Source organism: Companilactobacillus sp., from assembly GCF_022484265.1.
Taxonomy (GTDB): Bacteria; Bacillota; Bacilli; order Lactobacillales; family Lactobacillaceae; genus Companilactobacillus.
Genome location: NZ_JAKVLR010000001.1, coordinates 2,209,645 through 2,225,487, shown reverse-complemented (window position 1 = coordinate 2,225,487; position 15,843 = coordinate 2,209,645). Strand labels below are relative to the sequence as shown.

The 15,843-nt window shown below is 39.7% G+C and carries 15 protein-coding genes; 2 read left to right on the top strand and 13 right to left on the bottom strand.

Features of this window, described 5'->3' with window-relative positions; translation table 11 throughout:
* Positions 1-930: 930 nt before the first annotated feature.
* The 4 genes from LKF16_RS10615 to LKF16_RS10600 form a co-directional block, all read right to left on the bottom strand.
* A complete protein-coding gene (locus LKF16_RS10615; RefSeq protein WP_291471626.1) occupies positions 931-2,730 on the bottom strand; it encodes an oleate hydratase in 1,800 nt (599 codons plus the stop codon).
* Between the two features lie 117 nt (positions 2,731-2,847).
* A complete protein-coding gene (locus LKF16_RS10610; protein ID WP_291471628.1) occupies positions 2,848-3,402 on the bottom strand; it encodes a TetR-like C-terminal domain-containing protein in 555 nt (184 codons plus the stop codon).
* Between the two features lie 485 nt (positions 3,403-3,887).
* A complete protein-coding gene (locus LKF16_RS10605) occupies positions 3,888-4,271 on the bottom strand; it encodes a VOC family protein (RefSeq protein ID WP_291471630.1) in 384 nt (127 codons plus the stop codon).
* Positions 4,272-4,339: 68 nt separating this feature from the next.
* Entirely contained in the window at positions 4,340-5,518 is a 1,179-nt protein-coding gene (locus LKF16_RS10600) for an MFS transporter (protein ID WP_291471632.1), read from the bottom strand.
* Between the two features lie 172 nt (positions 5,519-5,690).
* Between LKF16_RS10600 and LKF16_RS10595 the strand changes: the two genes are divergently transcribed.
* Complete coding sequence (locus LKF16_RS10595) at positions 5,691-7,211, top strand: Y-family DNA polymerase (protein ID WP_291471635.1); 1,521 nt, start codon at positions 5,691-5,693, stop codon at positions 7,209-7,211.
* Positions 7,211-7,639, top strand: a complete 429-nt coding sequence (locus LKF16_RS10590; RefSeq protein WP_291471637.1) for a hypothetical protein — start codon at positions 7,211-7,213, stop codon at positions 7,637-7,639. The genes LKF16_RS10595 and LKF16_RS10590 overlap by 1 nt, the downstream gene beginning before the upstream one ends.
* Positions 7,640-7,650: 11 nt before the next feature.
* Here the strand turns inward: LKF16_RS10590 and LKF16_RS10585 are convergent, their stop codons facing one another.
* The 9 genes from LKF16_RS10585 to LKF16_RS10545 form a co-directional block, all read right to left on the bottom strand.
* Positions 7,651-7,863 carry a type II toxin-antitoxin system HicA family toxin gene (locus tag LKF16_RS10585; protein ID WP_291471639.1) on the bottom strand — a complete coding sequence of 71 codons (213 nt, stop codon included), beginning with the start codon at positions 7,861-7,863 and terminating at the stop codon, positions 7,651-7,653.
* 50 nt (positions 7,864-7,913) lie between these two features.
* Positions 7,914-8,660, bottom strand: coding sequence for a M57 family metalloprotease (locus LKF16_RS10580; RefSeq protein WP_291471640.1), 747 nt, complete (start codon positions 8,658-8,660; stop codon positions 7,914-7,916).
* Positions 8,661-8,726: 66 nt separating this feature from the next.
* The gene (locus LKF16_RS10575) at positions 8,727-9,350 is read right to left on the bottom strand and encodes a nitroreductase (RefSeq protein ID WP_291471642.1); all 624 of its coding nucleotides are present in this window, start codon (positions 9,348-9,350) and stop codon (positions 8,727-8,729) included.
* Positions 9,351-9,474: 124 nt separating this feature from the next.
* Positions 9,475-9,975 carry a DUF4411 family protein gene (locus LKF16_RS10570; protein ID WP_291471739.1) on the bottom strand — a complete coding sequence of 167 codons (501 nt, stop codon included), beginning with the start codon at positions 9,973-9,975 and terminating at the stop codon, positions 9,475-9,477.
* A 3-nt stretch (positions 9,976-9,978) separates the two neighbouring features.
* The gene (locus LKF16_RS10565; RefSeq protein WP_291471644.1) at positions 9,979-11,130 is read right to left on the bottom strand and encodes an ImmA/IrrE family metallo-endopeptidase; all 1,152 of its coding nucleotides are present in this window, start codon (positions 11,128-11,130) and stop codon (positions 9,979-9,981) included.
* Between the two features lie 214 nt (positions 11,131-11,344).
* Positions 11,345-12,034 carry a 2,3-diphosphoglycerate-dependent phosphoglycerate mutase gene (locus LKF16_RS10560; RefSeq protein WP_291471647.1) on the bottom strand — a complete coding sequence of 230 codons (690 nt, stop codon included), beginning with the start codon at positions 12,032-12,034 and terminating at the stop codon, positions 11,345-11,347.
* A gap of 81 nt (positions 12,035-12,115) precedes the next feature.
* The gene (locus tag LKF16_RS10555) at positions 12,116-13,615 is read right to left on the bottom strand and encodes a hypothetical protein (protein ID WP_291471648.1); all 1,500 of its coding nucleotides are present in this window, start codon (positions 13,613-13,615) and stop codon (positions 12,116-12,118) included.
* 218 nt (positions 13,616-13,833) lie between these two features.
* The gene (locus LKF16_RS10550; RefSeq protein WP_291471650.1) at positions 13,834-14,886 is read right to left on the bottom strand and encodes an AI-2E family transporter; all 1,053 of its coding nucleotides are present in this window, start codon (positions 14,884-14,886) and stop codon (positions 13,834-13,836) included.
* A 12-nt stretch (positions 14,887-14,898) separates the two neighbouring features.
* A complete protein-coding gene (locus tag LKF16_RS10545) occupies positions 14,899-15,714 on the bottom strand; it encodes a YdcF family protein (protein ID WP_291471652.1) in 816 nt (271 codons plus the stop codon).
* Positions 15,715-15,843: the final 129 nt, after the last annotated feature.

Sequence of the window (15,843 nt, the reverse complement as noted above, 5' to 3'; positions counted from 1 at the left end):
TAGTACACTATATAACTGTTACAAGATTTTATCAACAATTTTTGTGAAAAACACTTGTTAAAAGTATCACAATATCGTATACTATGGTTGTCGACAGATAGTATTCCGGGATAGGAATATATCTCAGTCAAAGGCTTAAAACTGATCATTGAAACATTTGAAAGTTTCACTAGTTCGTTTTTAAAAAATAAAAGCTAATTACAATTCAATTTATCACGAAAAAAGATAATAATTGTTTACTCACAAGCATAGTAACACGATGATTAACCACACTTTGTTTCGGATAATAATTAACAGCATAACTTATGATCGGTTAAGCTTTTGATTTTCGAGATAATGATTAGAGCTCCCAGTTTTGGGGGCTCTTTTCTTATGCCTGGGTTTGCTTAAGCTGCTTTTTGGGTGGTATGCGGGCAATTGGTTGAACTGACTTATGTGCGGCATGCGGGCCGACTCCGGGGTGGTTCCGCTCTTTCGGCTCTGGAACGTAGTGGGTACACTTGAAGCTTACTGCAAAGACCGCAGCAATCTCCAAGCTGCACCTTTTACTAAGCACTGCTTCGCATTGCTAAGAAAAATATCACTACTGAGGCCGAGCGCTCCACCACCCCGGAGTCTAATCTGGTTTAAATCAAATGCTTAACCCTCCCCCTCTTTTTTCCAACGTATGCATTATTTACTTGTTGGATACTTTGTTTCTGGCTCATCCTCCTTCCTATTTTTGCTTTCTTCTTCCTACTTTTTATGAACACCTACGTTTTACTTTTTTCTTTGTCGTTGTCTTCTATGCTTGCTCTGCATTGTTTACTTGTGCTTATTGCTTGCTTGGCTTCGCCAATCTCGCAAGGTCTTCCCTCTTGCCGAACATCTCAATTCATTCAATTTATTTATCCACGCAAAAAGACGAAATCTTTCGATTTCGTCTCTTTTTTATTCGCTTAGGGGTGCTTCTGGATGTAGCACTGATTTTTTGGTTGGGATTGTTTGATCTCTTCCTAAGTACATTTGATAGTATGGTGGGACGTCGTTTATCATCTTCAACAATGCTGCCTCTAGTTGTGGTAGCTCTGCTGGGTCTATTTCTGGTAAGTCACTTGGCTTGACGTCTCCTTTGATTCCTGCGAAGCGTTTTACTCTTTCTAATAGATATCTGATGTCGTATCTTGATGGGTTTACTTCTATGACATCTTTTTCAATGTCTAACAGGCCGTAAACTGCTTCTAAGGCGGTTCTGACTGACGTTTCTACTGTGAAGACTACGTCATCTTTGATTTCTACGAATTGTCCTAACAAGGCTAGGTTTGTGCAGCCTGCTGGGATTACTAATGGGCGGTCGCCTAATTCTCTTGGCATGAATTGAGCTGTACAGTATGGCATCATTGCTGTTGACATGTAGGTGTGGGCTAAGACTTCGTCCTTGATGTCTAACATTCCTAGGTGGTATAGCAATTCGGTCATGATCTCGTCGCCGGTGCAGTCCCACATTCTCTTCTTGATGTAGTTTCCTTCGTTTTCTCCGTATAGGCCGTATCCCCAACCTACTTCTTCGTCTTCTGCTTGATATGGGAAGAATGGTTTGTGATGGATCTCAAATGATAGGTCCCAATTGGAATCTTTGAATACCATTAAGCCACCTGTTCCGGCTGGGCTTCCTGATAGTCTTTCGATTCGTTTGAAAAATTCTGGGTAGCCTTTGACTGTTGGGAAAAATGAGATCCACTTGGTCTTGTCGATCTGGCCTAAGAATTTCTCTGGATGGCCGAATTTTTCATCCTTCTTGGCGAGATTCTTCCAGATGGTGAAAGTTCCCATGTCTGTTGTGTCAGTATTAGTTTCAGCAACTGTGTTGTTGTCGCCGAAGGTACTGTTTTCACTGATTGAACCTGTGGTTACGAATACTAAGTCTTGTGCGCTGACTGCAACCTTTGCTGGTTGGCCAGCGTGATTGGCGATAATATTTTTTACAGTATTGTTGTCGTCTGTTAATTCCAAATCAGTTACAGCAAAGTCATTCGTGAATGTTACTCCTTTATCAATTAGGTAACGTTCGATTGGGAGAATAATTGCGTCATATTCGTTATATTTTGTATGAATAAATCCTTCGAGGTATTCGTGTCTGGTGATAAAGGTAAATCTTTGCCAATAACGACGGCATTCGATAACACTGTGATAGTCTTTGAAAGCCAATTGACTGTGGAAGCAAGTCCAGAAGTTCGTCTTGTAAAATCCTTCATCGAAAAAGTCATTCAAACTCAAGTTGGCTAATTCTTCTTCTGAAGATGCAATGATTTTTCTCATTGCTTCAGCATATTTTGGTTCTAGTTTGTAATCATGATAATGAGCATCGATCTCGCCTTGGTTGATGATCACACGTGCTTCACTATGAATTGGTTCGTCACGGTTGAAATCAACAACGTCATCAAGAACCGTGCGACCTTCATTTTCCAATGATGGAATCTTGCTACACAAGTACCAAAGACATTCCATATATGGCTCTAGCTCACGTTCAGCCCGACAAAGATATCCAGCTGCATCTTTAGTACCATCCATGGAGCCACCCATGACTGGCTTTTTTTCAAAAATCTTGATGTTGCGAGCTGGCATTTGCGCATCGTCGATCAAGAAAACGGCAGTAGCCAATCCAGCGATACCTCCACCAACAATGTTAGCCTGACGGTCATCGACCCCTAATGGTTTTTTAGGACGATACATAGTTTTGTAAATGTTCATGATAAGACCTTCTTCTAAAAAATTTTTGTGCCTGTTTTTAGATTAGTTCCGCACCCTTAGTGAAACAATTTACAAAAAAAGCAAACTGTCAAAATTTTGACAATTTGCCGATATTATCTATTTTTCAGAATAACGCAGTAAAGCTTTTTTAAAATCGCCCTGGATCAAGACCCCAGTCTGTTCAACGATGTCCTCAGGCTTGTCATTAAAACCATTAGCGACCCATTCAAAAATCAAGGCAATGAAAGCCAGACTGTAAAAATGAGCAATAAAATGCTTATGCTTGTCCGAAACATTTAACCCCTGAGCTTGACGCTCAACCACAGCAATAATGTACTCGTATAGCACCTTGTAAATGTACTTTTCCAAAATATCACGATAAGCAGATTGATAAGTATTCGTGACCAAATATTGATTATCCTCAACGTCGCGCATAACATTTAAAAACCCCTGTTGCCAATCATCATAAGTAGCCACATTCTGCAAAGCCTTATCAGTAGCCCGCTTAGCAGTCCATTCAACCAGTTCATAAATATCAGCAAAGTGATTGTAAAAAGTCTGCCGAGTTAATTCGCAGTCGTCGACAAGTTTTTGAATCGTGATCTTATCAACCGGAGTAGTCCGTAACTCTGAAATCAAAGCATCCGCCAAATGTTCTTTTGTATTAGACATGAAATCTAACCTCGATAAGTAAATAAATATAATTATAATTTTTTCGAATAAAATTTTCCATAATTCTACAGAAAATAAATAAGGATGTTGAAAACAAAAAGTTTTCAACATCCATTCCATGTATTTGAAGTTTTTAATTAGTTTATTGAGCAGACAGTCAGCATGCAACCGACGAAGTCGGTGAATAAGATTAGACTAACTAAACATTCAGCGAAAAAACAGCCGACATACCCCCTTCCACCAAAAAAGAGAGGATTTTGAACTAAACCAATCTAGGCTCCGGATGGAAATCGATGCCTGGCTCAGCCGAGAAATTGTCGTTAGCCGGCGATGACGCCAGCTTACGACAAGAGGCAGCTTTGAGATTTTTTCGGTCTTTGAAAAAAGCTCAAAGTGTCTCCTCAGCGTTCCAGACAAAAGGCAATCGATTTCCACCCGGAGCCGGCAGCCAACCACCACAACTGCATTTAACTCAAAATTACAAACTAAACAGTCAATTCAATCTGATTCCCCTCTGGGTCACACACCAAACTTTCATACTGACCATCACCAGTAGTCCGAGGTCCGTCCAGATGATCGTAACCATCCTCCTCGATCCGTTCAGTCAACTCGTCAACATCTTGCTTAGAACCCAAGGAAATAGCCAAATGAGCATAACCAACAGGATAACCAGACAACCTGTCCAAATTAATATCGTCGCGGGTGCAAACCTCTAACTTAGCCCCGCCATCAAACGACAAAAATCTTGAAGTGAACGTGGTCTTAGGATTGTGATATTCCTCTGAAACCTTGACGTCAAAGTATCGCTTGAAAAAAGCCACTTCCTTATCCAGATCCTGAACATAAATACCAACATGTGCTATTTCCATCTCGTCCACCCCATTTATTTAATTTTTCCAAACCAATATATCATTAAAAAAATTGTCTGTCTATATAACTACCACTCTTGTGAGTCCTTAGTTTTTCGCTTCAAAACTAAAGCTAAGATCAAGGCAATCACAGCGTAAATTGCGGCGACATATCCCACTGCTGTTAAGCTGAAGAATTTAACCGTATTGGCAGCCGTAAATGAACCTAAAGAAATGCCGACATTTGAAAAAATTGAGATCAGTGCCGTCGACAAAGCTAGCGATTGTGGATAATTTTTTGCAGCCTCATTCATAAATCCGAGTTGCATCGTTGTTCCGTGAATAATCACTAAGCAGCAAAGAACGCCCAGAACTACCATTCCTAAGACTTTGTTTTGCAGAGCAGTTCCCAATAACAGACAGAAAATGATCATCAAAATAAAGACATAAGGAAGCTTAGAAGTCCCCCTTCGACCAGCGACCATCCCGGCTATTTGATTACCTAAAATACTCATCACACCTAAAGCAAACAGCAACCAGTTCAAACTAGTTAAGTCGTAGCCCATGACCGTGGTGATCAGCGAACGAATATAAGTATAAAAAGTATATTGAACACTCAAGACGGCGATAACAATACCAACGCCTAACAAGATTTTTTTATCGGTAAAAAGTTGAAGTTGTTCAAAGAAGTTACCAGTAACTTGTGGTTTTTCATGTGGCGTTAACCAGGCCAATAGTGCCCAGACGATCAACGTCAAAACTGATACGATCCCAAAACTGGCGTGCCAGTTGATCAAGGTCGCGATAGTCGTACCTAGAGGTACACCAATAACAGAAGCAATACTGAACCCAGCACCGACCCAGGCTAATACCATCGGCTTTTTCGGCAATGGCGTGACCAAGTTGGCGAATTCATTGATCAAAGTAATGATCGTCCCGGCAACCAAAGCGGTCATGATTCTGGCAATGAAGAGCCAGAACAACGACGGTGCCACGGCCGTCAAAGTGTTACTGATAAAGAACACTGCCATCAAGACCATCAATAAATTGTGCCGGTCAAAATGGCTGGTAAATGTAGTCAATAATGGCGTACTAAAGGCATACACCAAAGCAAACGTCGTTACCAAGATACCGATCGACGACAGCGAGACGTGATAAGTTTTCGCCAAATCGGACAAGATACCAACGACCATAAATTCGTTACATCCCAACATAAATGCTGTCAAAATAAAAGTTACTGTCCGTAACTGGTAGTGTTTTGCGTACATCCGCTAGATCCCCCTAAAAATAAAAATCATCTTCTCTAATATAGCAGAATAATTCAAGAATTGTCTTGCCATTCATTAATGATAAACATGATATAATAAGAACAAGAGTTCTACTAACAACTACAGGGTGCTGATATAGCGCCTTTTTATTTTTCTAAGGAGGCAGAAATTGATGAAAAAAAGCGAACGTACTTACATGGCAATCGATTTAAAATCTTTTTATGCCTCAGTCGAATGTATCGACCACGACCTCGATCCGTTGAATGCCAATTTAGTCGTTGCCGATAACTCGCGAACCGATAAAACAATTTGTCTGGCAGTTTCGCCAGCGTTGAAGCAATTTGGAGTCCCTGGACGTCCAAGACTTTTTCAAGTCGAACAAATCGTTCGAAAACTCAACCGTGAGCGAAGCGATCAACTCGAAAGTCACCGTTTGACTAAGTATTCTTCAATCAATCGACAACATTTATTGAACTCGCCATCACTAAAAATTGGCTACAAAGTCGTTAAACCACGAATGAATTTTTACATGCACAAGAGTACTGAGATCTACGGAATCTACTTGAGATTTATCGCGGCCAAAAATATCCACGTTTATTCGATCGATGAAGTTCTGATGGATGTCACCGACTATTTGGCGACCCATGACGTCTCCGCTCACGTGCTAGCCAAAACTATTATCCAACAGATCCAAGCAGAAACTGGCATCACCGCCACCGCTGGCATTGGCACTAATCTGTATTTGGCCAAAGTTGCCATGGATATCGTGGCAAAGCACATCCCTGGAGATTCCGACGGCGTGCGAATCGCCCAAATGGACGAGCAGCAATACCGTCATCTGCTGTGGGCGCACACTCCTTTGACTGATTTTTGGCGAGTCGGACGTGGCTACTCAAAGCGCTTGGAAAAATTAGGCTTGAATACCATGGGCGATATTGCCCGTTGTTCTTTAGGAACTCTATCTGACAAAATGAACGAAGAAGTGCTGTATCGTGAATTTGGTAAAAATGCAGAACTGTTGATCAACCACGCTTGGGGACACGAGTCAGCAACCTTGGCTGATATCAAAACTTATCGAGCAGACGATCACGGGTTGTACCAAAGCCAAGTATTGATGAAACCCACTTCTTATGAAGATGGTTTAAAAATCGTTCGTGGTATGAGCGATATTCTGGCACTTTACCTAGTTCAGAGAAAGCAAGTCACCGACCGGATTGGGATCGTGGTCGACTACGACATCAAAAGTCTCGATGGTAACTTCAGCGGCAAATTAGTCGAAGACTATTATGGTCGCAAAACGCCAAAGCCTGACCACGCCAATATCAAGCTCGATGCTCCAACTAGTTCTTCATTAGAACTTAGAAATAGCTACAAAGAAATTTACAAACAAAACATCAACGACAAACTTTTGATAAGACGCGTGACCTTGACCGCCAACAACTTAGTCGATGAAGTCGAGTCCCAGCAAGAAATGAAGTTTAAGCAAACTAACCTTTTTGCCAATACCGAGGCAGAAATCGAGCACGATCAAGATGCTCAGAAGAAACGTCAGCAAGACCGCAAGATTCAGGAAACCATCTTGGAGCTGCAGAAAAAATTTGATAATAAGAACGTTATTTTAAAAGCTTCCGACCTCGAAAAGGGTTCAACAACGATCGAACGAAATAATCAGATTGGAGGTCATCACGCCTAATGGATGAAAAAAAGTTAATCGAGAAAAAGATTTTTAACGATACCTCCCGATACAACGACATAATGGAACGACCGTACCAGCAATCAAAACGGCACTTACCAATGAATCAGCTGGACCGAGCCTTTCAATTTGCGCCATTTGGGGCTTTGGAAGGATTCAACGGCTTGATCCAAGAAAAGACCAAGATGTACGCACGGAAGAAGTATTCCAATGCTGAACAAGAGCAACAAATCATGCGCCAATTGAAATATTTGCAGACGCATCCCTTGCAAGTCGACGTCAGTTACTTCAACGAGGATTCCGGCTACTATGACCACGTCAAAGGATTGTATAAATCGATTGATTTGAAAAAAGGTCGCGTGACCTTTGAAGAAACCTCAACCGTAATCGTAAATATCAGAGAAATAAAATTATTGAATAAAAAATAAGTCTACACGCATCACTGCTGTGTAGGCTTATTTAAGTTGATCCCTGCTTGCTTCAAAATTTTGCTTTCGATGCCGTGTTCATATTCTTTATCGAAATGAACTGGCACAGGTACAGTCACGTTGGTATTTGGATTGTACATCTTCAAATGCGAACCGGTCTGCGATTTCTCGACAAAGCCGTTGTTCCGCATCAATTTCAAAAGTTTCCGGGGTTTCATAGCCATAAAAACATCCCCTTCCGCTTTTTATTATACCTATGACTCCTGTTTTTTATTTAATTTTGGCTTGAACTGTAAATGGCATTCAAGGTCTTGATATCTTGAGCCGTCAATTGCGTCATGCCTTGATCCGTTGGATACATTACTGAAGTTGGATCACTACTGTGTCCCAGACCTAGTGCATGTCCCAATTCGTGGGTCGCAACTGAAACTGATACCGCGTTTGGATAATAAGTATTTATTTGAGCAGTACCGTGACTCCAATCGCCAATCGTGCTGGCGAAAGTCTCTGGTCCACCCTTACCTAATTCCATATCGACCGTGTTGCCCTGGACGTTAGTCGTATTTTGACTGTACGTCCCCATGGTGATCTCGTTTTGACGACTTCCAGCAGTTCCCGCGATCAGCTTAACGATGCCGGTATTGTTGTAAGTTGCAATGGCAGTCTCAAACACATTTTTTACAGATTGAGGCGTGCCATCTTGAAAATGATAATAGTAAATGTTCGACAATGCGACTTGTTGAACGTTGGACTCAATTGGCGTACTTGAATTCGTAGCTTTCGGCTTTTCAACCTTTTGCTTCATCGTTTGGCCATTCGAGCTAACTTCGACTTTCCCAAAGCCGATGCTCGATAAAAATCTTTCGGCACTCTGCATCAGTGATGTGCGCACCTGATTTACTTGAGAATTGGCTGACAAATTATTGCCGTCAGTTGACAGATAACCGGCAAATCCCACTAAACCGATCATCATCGCTACAACTGCTACCCCACCTAATAACGTTTTTAAAAAATAACGCATAGAATTCTCACTTTCTCAAAAAACATCTTTATGCTATTTAAATCGATTTGCGACTCAAATGCAACTCTAATCCTTGATTTGTAATATCTTATCTAAATCGTCACGACCAGGTTTGAATTGGTTGATTGGATCTTCAGTTGGATAACCTAATCCAATACCCATAAAAATTGCTTCATCATCAGGAATCTCAAATTGATCATGAATTTCTTGTGGATATCTGACAAAACCATATGCAGGAATTGCTCCGACGCCATGGTTCTCCGCCGCTAATAATACACCATAACCAAAGGCACCAGCATCATAAGCAACGTAGCTTGAAGCGTCTTTTTTGATAGTAATATAAAGAATTGCTGAAGCATTGAATAAGACGTTGTTTAAATCGCCAAACTCTTTACTTTCTGGATGGTTAGAAGCTTGATATTGCCAATCCAAAATATTGGCGTCAGCAGCTGCAGTCCAATCCTGTGGAGGCATCACTTCCGTCCAACTCTTAGTCTTGTCAGCAACAGCTTTTTCATGAGCTGCACGAATCTTGTTAGCAGTCTCTCCAGTTGCTAAAAAGGCGTGATAAGGCTGACTGTTTTCCCATGATGGAGCTTGTTGAGCTTCACTGACAATCGCCTTTAAAGTATCCAAATCGACTTGCTTGCTGGAAAAATTTCTCGTTGAGTTACGTGCTAAATTAGTCATAGTAATACTCCCATCATTATTTAATCATTAAATAAATGATAAACCTTATAGTAGGGTCGAAGGCAAGAAAAAACACCAATTTGAGTTTCAAATTGATGTCTGGTTAGCGATTCATTGAATACAATTATAATGTCAGTTGTAATTCTTCAAGCAATTCATAAAATGTAATGACACGAATGCCAAACTGATTCGCGACACCAGAGATTTTGGGCTCCCGTCCTGACTCACTGCCGACATCTGGCAAACTCAATTTAGCTGCGCCATCGAATGTAACAATTGTATGTCCTTGAGAAATTGCAACTGCTATTAACCATGGATCTGCCTTATCGACATCGTCCCATCGACTTATTCCGGCATCACTCCATCGGTTTGACATAGATATCCAATCTTGAACTTTTCCATATTTATCAAGGATGTCCTGATCAACTTTAATCAAACGGCCTCGATAAGTTTGATCTACCCATATAGTCAAATCACTAGGATATGTAACTTCATCAAATACTTGCTGTATCATAACAACGTCATCACGTTGTGACAAGAATTTCCACACAGAGGGGAAAACAGATCTACGATACCACTTTGTGCTACCGTCAATTAATGAATTAGTATCTATTAGATATCCCATCACTTATTCCAATCCTAAAATTTTATTAACAGTTTTCTGATAAGTTTTTAAACTAACTCCTAACATATCTGCGGCAGTAGATAACGGCATATTACCTGTAGCTTCATCTGAAATCACGGCATTGGCAAAATTCAAATCAACTCGAGAAACAGCATTATTATAAAAATTCCCACCAGAAGATGATTTCTTATTTGCAAGTGCATTTTTTTGCTCAACTTGTGCCCAATCAACAATTTTTTGAGAAAAAATATTTAATTCAACAGTTCTTATCGACGTTGCCAATATGCTCGTATGAAATTTTCGAGATAGTTTTCGTACATTATCTTCCGGTGAATCATTCCAATTTACAATTTTCAAGACTCGTTCTTTTGGCATCAACACATTGATTGTCACAGTATTTATCCATCTTTCATCTTTCACATCGACATCTGGAGACACATTTAAAATTTCATTGTTCCCCAAAAGAATATGAATAAATTCATGAATCAGTGAAAATATTTTTGCAGTTTTACTATCTTTAGAATTAATAAAAATAAGTGGAACAATATCATCTATCAATACAAATGCTCTAAATTCATCCACATTCAACGGGCGTTGGGTATTGGAACCCACTATTCCGTTTTGCATCACTAAAACACCATAATCGCTAATTCTATTTTTTAACAATGAAAAGAAATCGTCGTCTGTCATGAATGATTGATAAACCGAACTCAAATTTAAAATATCAATTACATTACTTGATGCACTAATTGGATCAATATTTACACTCAGTTGATTTAATAAATCAAATTTGTGATTTGTTTTTTGTTCAAGTAGATATTGTTTCATCCATGCTTGTCGTGATTCCATCTGATGGATGGTATCCACTAATTTTCGGCTTGGCAGAACGTCGCTATTATTGACAGTCCTGTACTTCACAAAATCATTATTTTCCTCTGGAATGGAGCTTTTGATCAAATACCTAAAAGGAATCTTGGTATCGCGACTAAAGCCTTGTAGTTGATTGAAGGTAGGATAGTCACTTTTGTTCTTTGCGTTTTTCCATTTATTTATCGAATATTTCTTCAGTAGGTCTTCATCATTTTTCTCACCATTATCAATTGCCCATTGAATAACTTTTCCGTCAACTGGTATGCGTAATAACGTCGTCATCATCCTAACCTCCCTTCATTGTTATGTCTGACTTTATGTTATCATGGTTTGTTTTTTGAGTCGAAGAATATCCATCTCCTATCAAATATGAGTTAAATTTGATTTGTTTGTCTTAGAGACAGTTTGCGTACACAACCACCTTAATCTCTTACACAAATAAAGGTCAAAAAAAAGACCCCACACACTGTGGAGTCTTCTCAGCTCAACTAATCAAAAATTAGTTCAACTTCTTCTTACTTACGATGTTAAGATCTTTGTCCATGTCATAAACAACTGGTTCACCAGTTGCCATTTCAACGTCCATGATGTCAGCATCTGAAATGTCTTCGATGTATTTTGTTAGGGCACGTAGTGAGTTACCATGTGCTGCAATGATAACGTTCTTGCCGTCTAACAACTTAGGAGCGATTTCGTCTTCCCAGAAAGGAATAACACGTTCCAAAGTAACTTTAAGGTTTTCACCACCAGGGATAATACGTGGGTCCAAGTTTGCGTAACGACGATCGTTAGCTGCTGAACCTTCGTCAGTTGCTTTCAATAATGGTGGCAAAGTATCGTATGAACGTCTCCAGATATGAACCTGTTCATCACCGTACTTTTCAGCTGTTTCTTTCTTGTTCAAGCCTTGAAGAGCACCATAATGACGTTCGTTCAATCTCCATGTCTTCATTTCTGGAATCCATAGTTGGCCACAGCCTTCAAGAGCGTAGTGCAATGTCTTGATAGCACGTGTTAATACTGATGTATATGCTTGGTCGAATTCGATTCCTTCTTCTTTAAGAAGTTTACCAGCATTTTGTGCTTGTTTAACGCCTTCTTCACTAAGGTCAACGTCAACCCAGCCAGTAAATTGATTAGATAAATTCCATTCACTTTGTCCGTGACGAATGAAAACTAATTTTGCCATTTCATTTCCTCTTTTCATTTCTTTAAACAAGTTATATATTACACGATTTATTCAATAAAAAAAAGTGGTACGGGCCCACTTTTAGTGTTTATAAATTGGAGTCTCGACATCTTCAAGAGTCGAAATATCCATTTTTACTTTGGCATTTTTGTTCAAATAGCCATTTACGTTGTCATTTCCTGCAAATACAGCAGTGACTTTATCAGTTCCATTCAACAAATCAGTCACGATTCCCGCATTCTGATCCTGCGTCATAATGATAGGAATGATCTCGATACTGTACTTTCTAAGTTGCAATAATTTCTTGTAAAAAGCCGAATCGATTGAAACAAAGATAGTAGCTTGCATATTGCGAAGTGCTTGATTCTTAAGCCACCAGAAGATCAATTCTTCATCGCTGCTGAAAGTACTGATCAAAACGTTGCCAGCGGAAAACAATTGAATGAAAGGTTCGTCTTCGGTATAACTCTTGATCAAAACTAAAGTGCCATCTTGGCGATAGAAGTTTTCACGAATAACGCGATTAGGATTTTGTGGATCGTAAAATTGCGTTGCCGAATTGACGCCATTGACATCAAAAATATCACGACTCAACAACTTGCGGTCGTCATAATGTCTAATGACCTTTAATTGACCATGGTTGTTGCGAGCAACTTCCATGACCAAAGTTTCGCCATCATAAACCTTGTCGATGTTCTTATCAGTATCGTGTTCGATCCGATAGTCGTCTTCATAAGGAATTTCGGCTGGAGCAACTGACACGTTGTTGTTGCGTCCTTGTAAATCGTTGTACATGTTCAATAAATATGAATTTGGATTAACTAAGTCCGAGTTTTGGTAGTCAGTCCAAGTTTGGTTTGCGAGGTCGTCGTAAGACACAGTGATGGTATTTGCTAAAAAACCGTGATCATCAAACGTCTTAGTTAATTGACGCCACATTTGACGTTCGCCATCATTAGGATTGACATCCAAGTGGTCATTAAAAATGAAGTAGTTACGATTAGGATCAAGGAAAATTTCGTTTGCCATTTCGTCAGAACCAAACCATTTTTTCAAGGATGTATTGATCTTTGAAACTTGGTCATTGGTTTCTTTGCGGGCATTTTGTTGATCATTGCCTAAACTACGTAAAACATAGTTGTAATAACTTCTGGCCGACAAAAGTTGATGACGCAATTGTTTCTTAACGTCATTTTCTTGATTGATGATTCCCTGTAGATCTTCCTCGGTATTTTCCCAGTCATTGTTGTCCTTTTCAGGCACTGGCTGTTCCTCGTAGTAGTAGCCATTCAATTCTGGACCATCAGGTTGGACTGAATCCCCTTGTGAAAAAGTATTCTCTGCTGGTTGTGGATCGATCGGTTGTTGATTTTGTTCTGTTGGTTGGTTGAAGTTTTGTTGTGGATCCGCACTCATCTGTGGATCTGGTTGAATCGGTGCTGCTGTTGCACTAGTTGCAGCTTGTTGTGGGAATGGTGGCACGCTACTAAATTGGTTATTTAATTGCGAATTGTTAGCACCATTTTGTTGGTGATCATCGTTGTTGTCGCCATTCTTTTTATTTCTATCAAAAAAAGACATAACCAAATCTCCTATCTAATCAAATTGACTTTAACACCCATTATAATAAAGTATCCGCGACATAACTACATTTATCAATAAATATGCAGTATAAACGTGCTCCAAAACACAACTTTCTCCGCTTAACTACAAAACGTACCTAATTCAGAGTGCGAATTAGGTACGTTTTTACGTTAATGCTCAAAAGTTACCCGTGTTTTGGACCACTCTCTTACATTTTATGATTTTCTCCAAGGTATTCGTCGTCTTTTCGGTTGTTTTGTTCCCCCTATTTGATGAACTCCTAAGATATCGAGGAAGAAAACAAAGATTGGAATACCGATGATCAAGCCCCATGCTCCTAGTAGTTCTTCTGAAACTATCAAGACTACGAATGTAAAGAATATCGGTAAATGGGTCATGCTTGACATAAATTGTGGATTTAAGAAATATGTTTCGATCATGTGGATCACAATAACCATGATGATGATATATACCACATACTTGAATCCGTCGACTGAATAAGCGACGAAACTCAGTGGTATCAACGAAATAATCACACCAGCGACTGGAATCAAGGAAAGAATGAAGACCATCGCTGCTAAAGCAATTACTCCGGGCATCTTCATGACGATCAACGTAATGGTTGTCAAAATCGTATTGACCACGGCAATCATCAATTGAGCCTCAATAACGACACCAAAGGTATTGATAAATTTTTGACCATAATAGCGAACATCGTCGAATAACCAACCATATTTGCTAGTTAAAAACTGACGTCCAAAGCGATTCATATCTTCTATCTGTGACGTATAGAAAAAACTCAATATAAATGATAGGAAGATATTTAATCCAATCGCACCAACGCTAGTAATGTAATTGACTAATTGAGAAGCAGCGGTCTTAATCTGATTATCAAGATTGATCTGCTGCAAATAATCGTAAACATAGGATAGATATTTATTATCGCGAACTTCTTTACTCTGGTAAAACTTGGTCAATGAGTCACCGATCTTGATCGATTGATGGACCAATTGCGGAACGTAGTTGGTAATTGCAAATACCAACAATGCAATGATCAAGATATAGACTGGTGCAATGATCCAGATCGGCCGGATATTAACATGCTTTTGAACGGCTCGAACTAATTGGACTGACAAAAATGTAAAAATAAATGTCAGCAAGAACAAGCTCAGCATGCTTCTAAACAACCAAAAGATCAAAATGACGAGTAGCAATAGAACTGTTCGCCGCAATCTTTTATTGGCGACAAATTTATCATAAATAGTCATACAGCAAACTCCTTAGGGAACAAAGGTACAAATAAGTAGCACTATCATCATCAACATCACGGTTTCGATAGTGTATCTATAATACCAGATTATTGCTGTGAACTCACGAAACATTGCCGGCCATTTAAAAATCGGCAGAGTGATCGAAGGTACGAAATTTGCCGAGAATCCAATTTTTTGCGCGTACTCCTTTGCCCTTGGAACGTGAAATTCGCTGGTCACGACGATTATCTTGGGAACAGTTGGCAAGTTCCACAATCGTTTGATAGCAATTGAAGAGTACTCCAAGTTCTCGGCAGTGTTGATCGACTTATTTTCAACGATGATCGAAGAATCCGGTATTCCCTGTTCTAACAAGTATTGACGCATGATAGTCGACTCTTTGATCTTAACAATTGAACTTTCGCCGCCGCTGACGATGATCTTCGGCTTTGGTTCCATCTGTTCATAAACTTGAATCGTCTTGTCCAAGCGGCTCATCATGATCGGTGGAATTCGCTTGCTCATAAATTTTGAACCCAGTACCACGATGTAGTCTGCCTGTTCAACTCTGGCACGTTTGGCAAAATAGTTGACGTAAAAAGTATAGATACCCATGATAATTAAAAACATTAGATCCACGCAGAAAATAAAAGCTAGAAAGATAGTATAAAGCGGCGACAAATTAGTCATCGATTGAGCTTTTATGATTGGTGGCAATAACCCTAAAATAAAAATCGTGACTGCGATAAAAGTCGGTACCGGATGTCGGCTAAATAGCGATCGGACATTCATGACCAGAGCGACTTCTAACACAGCCACAATCACGATATAAGCAAAAAATGGCATATGTATTCCCTCATTCGACATTTTCCTGTAATCGATTGATCTTATGCAAGTCCGACCCATGAATCCCCCAAGGCCAAAACTTTACAATCAAGTAAGGTGAGAATCGACTGAAATTTTTCAAAATCTATA

Coding starts and splice junctions, on each gene's coding strand:
- LKF16_RS10610 (WP_291471628.1), bottom strand. CDS start 3,402: ATGTCTAATACAAAAGAACATTTGGCGGATGCTTTGATTTCAGAGTTA.
- LKF16_RS10595 (WP_291471635.1), top strand. CDS start 5,691: ATGAAAAAAAGCGAACGTACTTACATGGCAATCGATTTAAAATCTTTT.
- LKF16_RS10570 (WP_291471739.1), bottom strand. CDS start 9,975: ATGGGATATCTAATAGATACTAATTCATTAATTGACGGTAGCACAAAG.
- LKF16_RS10560 (WP_291471647.1), bottom strand. CDS start 12,034: ATGGCAAAATTAGTTTTCATTCGTCACGGACAAAGTGAATGGAATTTA.
- LKF16_RS10555 (WP_291471648.1), bottom strand. CDS start 13,615: ATGTCTTTTTTTGATAGAAATAAAAAGAATGGCGACAACAACGATGAT.
- LKF16_RS10585 (WP_291471639.1), bottom strand. CDS start 7,863: ATGGCTATGAAACCCCGGAAACTTTTGAAATTGATGCGGAACAACGGC.
- LKF16_RS10600 (WP_291471632.1), bottom strand. CDS start 5,518: ATGTACGCAAAACACTACCAGTTACGGACAGTAACTTTTATTTTGACA.
- LKF16_RS10615 (WP_291471626.1), bottom strand. CDS start 2,730: ATGAACATTTACAAAACTATGTATCGTCCTAAAAAACCATTAGGGGTC.
- LKF16_RS10575 (WP_291471642.1), bottom strand. CDS start 9,350: ATGACTAATTTAGCACGTAACTCAACGAGAAATTTTTCCAGCAAGCAA.
- LKF16_RS10580 (WP_291471640.1), bottom strand. CDS start 8,660: ATGCGTTATTTTTTAAAAACGTTATTAGGTGGGGTAGCAGTTGTAGCG.
- LKF16_RS10590 (WP_291471637.1), top strand. CDS start 7,211: ATGGATGAAAAAAAGTTAATCGAGAAAAAGATTTTTAACGATACCTCC.
- LKF16_RS10550 (WP_291471650.1), bottom strand. CDS start 14,886: ATGACTATTTATGATAAATTTGTCGCCAATAAAAGATTGCGGCGAACA.
- LKF16_RS10545 (WP_291471652.1), bottom strand. CDS start 15,714: ATGCCATTTTTTGCTTATATCGTGATTGTGGCTGTGTTAGAAGTCGCT.
- LKF16_RS10565 (WP_291471644.1), bottom strand. CDS start 11,130: ATGATGACGACGTTATTACGCATACCAGTTGACGGAAAAGTTATTCAA.
- LKF16_RS10605 (WP_291471630.1), bottom strand. CDS start 4,271: ATGGAAATAGCACATGTTGGTATTTATGTTCAGGATCTGGATAAGGAA.